The organism is Microcoleus sp. OTE_8_concoct_300, assembly GCF_031383065.1.
GTDB lineage: Bacteria > Cyanobacteriota > Cyanobacteriia > Cyanobacteriales > Microcoleaceae > Microcoleus.
Genome location: NZ_JANMZH010000409.1, coordinates 1 through 5271, shown reverse-complemented (window position 1 = coordinate 5271; position 5271 = coordinate 1). Strand labels below are relative to the sequence as shown.

The following is a 5271-nucleotide window of genomic DNA, read 5'->3' as shown; positions in this document are numbered from 1 at the left end:
TTTTGACAAATGGGCATGATATAATTTTGGTATCATTTAATTGTTTTTGGGTAAGAAGCTTTCTTACCCTATCTTTTTTCATGCTATTTGTCTAGAGTGCCCTCCCTGTCTGCTCTTCAGGCGACCTGTCGCCCCGTCAGCGAGGAAGTTGCTGGTGGGTTCGCTGGAGCGGACTTTTGATTGCTGGTGGGATTGGTAGAGGCGTTCGCTGGGGATGCAGTCTGAGACTGAGTAGGCGAAGTTCTGGGCTGAACTTGGTTTTGTAAAGCTTTTAAGGTTTCATCGCGCTGGCGATCGGCTTGAGCATTGTTTTGAATTTCCTGCCGCAGTTCGGCGGCGGTGCGATCGCGCTGGCGATCGCCCTCGGTATTTTGCTGGAGTTGCTCCTTTAAGCTAGTCAGAGTTTGGCCGACATTGACCGAACTGAGTGGAGTGCCGAGGAGGACGCCGCCCGTTAAAATGGTGCCGGCGACGACTACTTTACCCGATCCGGGTGTGAGGTTGATGTCGCCTGTGGAGTGGATGGTAATGTTAGAGGAGCGATCGCTCAAAGTAATCCGCTGCCCTTCTTGGGTCTGAATTTCTATGGAGCCATCGCTATCATTGATTTCAATTTGATGACCGCCACTGCTGGTAATGTAGATTCCAGCTTGGCTACTATGTTGAGTTTCCTCTACAAATTGTAAAGTGTGACCTGTGCGGGTTTTGAAAGTTCGTAGGCGTACTTGAGAGCGATCGCCCACTGTATTTTCCACCTTTTCTGGAGGTTGATCTTTTCCATTCCAAACCCCACCAATCACATAAGGGCGGTGGATATCGCCATGTTCAAAAGCCACCAACACTTCATCATTAATTTCTGGCAAGCAGTCAAAACCCCGCCCTGGACCGGCACCTACCCCGACAACTCTTGCCCAATAACTCGCATGAGCCGTGCTGTCTTTTTCTGGGCTAAGAGTTGGGAATTTCACCCGCACTCGCCCCCAACCTTTCGGATCTTTGTTATTGGTGACAATGCCTACCAGATGGGTTTGCCCAGGTCTGGGCCTCACAGATGGGGACAACGTTTGCAGCAAATCGCCTCCTCGCAGCCCCCGCACGCTAAACTCTGTGGTATAAATGCCTTCATAGAACAAGTGGCGGCTTTCGGTAACGTAATATTGACCGCTATAGCGCCCCATTTTTTCTAGTTCTATCACTTTCCCAGGTCGAATGCGCGGATCGCCAGGAGCTTGAGCATCCGCACAGACAAAATCTCCCTCTAATTCACTAAATAGCGCTTTTGCCATTACCTCCGCTTCTTTAAGAGTGGCAGTCGGCTTATCAACTACGATCATTTTCGGCTCTGGAGGGTTAGAGCCGAATTTTTGGCTGTAGTCGCTTCCTCGTCCATGATTAGTGGTCGTAATAACTAAGTTATCCGATGCGTTAGTTACTGCTACCTTTGTCTGCCCTGTTAAATTAGAGCTATTCGATGCAGGCGCAGGACTTTGTTGAGGGGCGCGGGCAACAATTACTTCTTTTCTTTCATAGTCCCAACTCCGCACTTCCACTGCTTTGACTTGTTCGGCAGTGGTAATGCGGACGCGAAAACTAGATACATCCCGCAGCCATTGCAGCTTTAAAATTTCATTCTGTTTAGGTTTGCGAAAATACAGTTTGCCATCTTGAACAAATAATTCAAAGCCAATGCGAGCCGCTCGTTCTCGCAAAAACTCCATATTAGTTTGATTTTCCTGAAAGATGTATTCGTGTTTGTCTCCACTTGGATCTAGCGTGCCAATTTCAATGCCTAATTCCTTGGCAATTTCTTTGACAATATCCGCATCGGTGTAGTCTTGAAAAGAGCGGATATAATGCCCTCGGTGCAGGCGGTGAGCGACATCGTAACCTCGAATAATAATTGGCGCTTGGGTGCGACTTGTGAAGTGAGTTTCAATGCTTGTAATTTCTCCTTGTATAACATAGGCTGTGTGAGCTTGTGTAGATTCCGTTGTACTGGAAGTAAAACCAAGTTTAACTCTTTTGCCAACCTGAACAATTGAATCGTATTGCCAGGTTTTTGTTTCTTGATCTAAGGGAGCATAAGGATTATTAATTACCAAGGTAAACATTCCAGGTAAATGGAGACTTTCTTCTAGATTAATTTGGAGGATATCTCTCCTGAAATCCTTCATTAACTTCTGGTCGGCATCGGGAATTTCGATGATGGGAATAGATACATAATCAGTAGGTTTGGAAGTCATAAATCATTTGGTTTTATTGATATTAGTCACTGACAAATTTCTGACGTTGGCTAAAGGCTCGACTTGCCACACCTAAATCCACTTCTTCTAACGTGATATTGACCATTGCTCGCACTGGAGTGCCATTAGGTAAAAACATGGTTAACTTATAGTCTAATTGCTTGACCATACAGCACATATAATTTTTGCCACCCCAAATGAAGTAAAAAACAGGAGGTCTTCGGAGCTGTAGGGACTGTTGTCCTATATTTTCCGAGCCATATTCCTGCGCTCCTAAAACATTTTTGCCTCCTATTTGCTGAACAAATGTATTCATTGCTCCCCCTAATACACTGACTTTAACAACTCTTTCTTGATAGGTATTGCCACCATTTGTTTGGTTGTTGAATGGATCTTGAAACTTAGAAAAATCAACGGCATCTAGTAATGGTTTAATTTTATTTAATACACTTGCTCCGGTTTCGTAAGTATCAAACAAAATTCCAGCTAAGGTTAGCTTGTATGGCTCCACAAAGCCAAAGTTAACTTTAGGTAAACCTCTTTGTGTCCTGGCTCCGTTCATGTTAGTAATACTAACGCTCCGGCTAAGACTCAGATCGGTTGGGTTGAACATAAAGTTAATTGGAGAACCTTCTTCCCCAGTTCTAGGAATCAAAGTAGCTTTAGCAAGACGACTATCAACTTGTTCTTTTCTATATTGAGCTAGCGCTCTTTCTTTTGCAGCATCTTCTATTTTAATATATTGTTGATCTCGCTCTTGATCGAGTTTGTTAGCTGCCTCTAATATAGCGATATCGGCTGCTGATAATAGTGCGCCTTTGGCAGCTTCTTTAAACTTTTCAGACCATCCTTCCATTATTTTCTCCTAAGTTTTAGTTAGATTTCATCCCTTTAGGGTCGATAGATGTTTTTAAATTTCAGGTTTTACAAGTATCTAGGATTATAGTAAAAGCCATGACGCTCTCTTTCTATCTCTAGGCGCTGCCGCAACAAACCATAAATTTCTCGGGCCAAAGTTTCCACTTTATCAGTTTTTTGTTCTTCTTCTTTTTTCTCTTCCTTTGTTTCAGTAACTTGGGTTAATTTTTCAGATACTCCGAGATAAGAGGATGGGATAGTTTGAGCAGGTTCAGCGTTACGAGTAGCAGCTTTTTCTTCCAATTTTGTTCTCGATTGGAGAGTTTTTTCCATTAACGATTTCACAGAACTTGGTTGCTGTTGCAACTCTAAACTGTGAATTCCTGATGTACTGCTAAAAACTCCAAGGGGCAGCAGCATAGCAGTGCGGATATCCGATATTGCTTGCTGCTGTTGGCGCGGCACTGCTTGCTGCACTCCTGTCGAGTAGGTTTGCACCACTGCGAGGTCGCTTGGTATTGCATTATTTTCACCGAGTAATTCTTCGATGCTTGACCAGGAATCAGGGACATCTGTCATTGAGAAATCCCTTTCTTGCCGTTGAATCATTGTATCTTGTTTTGGCACTTCACTACTGAAAGTGGATTCAGATTTTTCCTGTATATTAGTAACTGATGAGTAGGTGGGAAGAGTCGGTTTTAGAGAAAAGTTTTGAGGCTTATCTCTTGAGAAGATACGGGCAGTTTCTGGGAAAGAAGTTTCTGAGAGGAATTCAGAGCGTTGAACCAAAGGTTTAGTAATACCTAAAGGTTGGCTAGTGGTAATATTTTCCAAAACTTTCGGGAGTTGGGGAGTGGCTCCAGGTTGGCTTAATAGCTGGGCGACAGTTTGCGTTTCGCCAGGTCGGAGATCCTCTGCGGTGATACTGGGTTGAGATTGATGAGACTCTGCCTCTGGCTGAATGTTAGCAGGCTGAGTCGGAGTAAGCGATCGCCCTTCAATAGAAGGTTGTTCTTTTACACGAGGCGATGCTTCTGTTTCTTGAGAGTCTGAGTTTCGCTGGATGTTAGCAGGTTGACGAGGAGTAAGCGATCGCCCTTCTGCAATAGGCTGTTGAGGATCAGAATAGGCTTGGGCGATCGAGGTTTGCTTCTGAAGCTGAGTAAGGGTTGACCTTTCCCCAGCAGGTTGCTCTTCTGGAATGGTACTAGATTCAGTTGAGGCTCCTTTCCCATCCTGCTGAACAAAACCCGGCTTGTCCCATGCTAGTTGCACCTGTTCCGGTGCAGAGGTTTGAAGTTGTTCAGGTTCTAATTCTCCCGGTGTCCTGCCAACAGGCGACGGTTTCGTTGTCTGAGCAAGCGATATTAGACTTTGGTCGGTACTCTCAGGTGATGCACCGGAAGCTACCACAGTACCATCTTGCTCAACGGTTGGGTCCGAAGGGACTGTAGCACTAAGCTGGGCGATCGCGGGGGTCAAACGATTAGTTCCGCTACTTGGCAAAGGCTGGTTGCGTTCCTGATCTGTCTGAATCGCAGGCAGCTTAGAGGCAACAGACCCTACAATAGCTGTATCTGTTGCCTCACCTGCTATTAGGGAAAGGTTGGGGGCAGATACAGAGCCTACCTCGTCGATCGATCTTGCATCTTTAGGTATTAATGATTCTCTAGCGGAGTTTGCCTCTGCGATCGCCTCTCTTTGGAGAAATATTGATATTCCTTCATGCTTTTGGACATTTGGAATGCCAGCCGCTTGTTCGTTGGCTACTGTTAATGACTGAATGGGTAAGGGAATTTCGTTTGGATAGTTTTCCTGCTTTTGGACATTTGGGATGCCAGCCGCTGGTTCGTTGGCTGCTGGTAATGGCTGAATCGGTGAGGGAATTTCCCTGGGATAGTTCTCCTGCTTTTGAACATTGGGAATGGCAACTATTGGCTGGCTGGATGTAAAAATCTCAGCCGCTGGTTCGTTGGCTGCTGGTAATGGCTGAATCGGTGAAGGAATTTCGCTGGGATAGTTCTCCTGCTTTTGGACATTTGGAATGCCAGCCTCCTGTTCGTTGACTGCTGGTAATGGCTGAATCGGTGAAGGAATTTCGTTTGGATAGTTTTCCTGCTTTTGGACATTTGGGATGCCAGCCGCTGGTTCGTTGGCTGCTGGTAATGGC

The 5271-nt window shown here is 45.4% G+C and carries 3 protein-coding genes; all 3 read right to left on the bottom strand.

What is annotated here, in order from left to right; all coding sequences use genetic code 11:
* Positions 1 to 116: 116 nt before the first annotated feature.
* On the bottom strand, positions 117 to 2243 hold the full coding sequence (locus ACUVJL_RS19100; RefSeq protein WP_445247277.1) for a VgrG-related protein: 2127 nt from the start codon (positions 2241 to 2243) through the stop codon (positions 117 to 119).
* A gap of 22 nt (positions 2244 to 2265) precedes the next feature.
* Entirely contained in the window at positions 2266 to 3099 is an 834-nt protein-coding gene (locus ACUVJL_RS19095) for a CIS tube protein (protein ID WP_445247276.1), read from the bottom strand.
* A gap of 68 nt (positions 3100 to 3167) precedes the next feature.
* Positions 3168 to 5271, bottom strand: a 2104-nt coding sequence (locus ACUVJL_RS19090) for a hypothetical protein (RefSeq protein ID WP_445247275.1), incomplete at its 5' end; no start/stop codon positions are given.

Bases quoted from the DNA above. Each gene is read 5' to 3' on its own strand.
- ACUVJL_RS19100 (WP_445247277.1), bottom strand. From the start codon at position 2,243: ATGACTTCCAAACCTACTGATTATGTATCTATTCCCATCATCGAAATT.
- ACUVJL_RS19095 (WP_445247276.1), bottom strand. From the start codon at position 3,099: ATGGAAGGATGGTCTGAAAAGTTTAAAGAAGCTGCCAAAGGCGCACTA.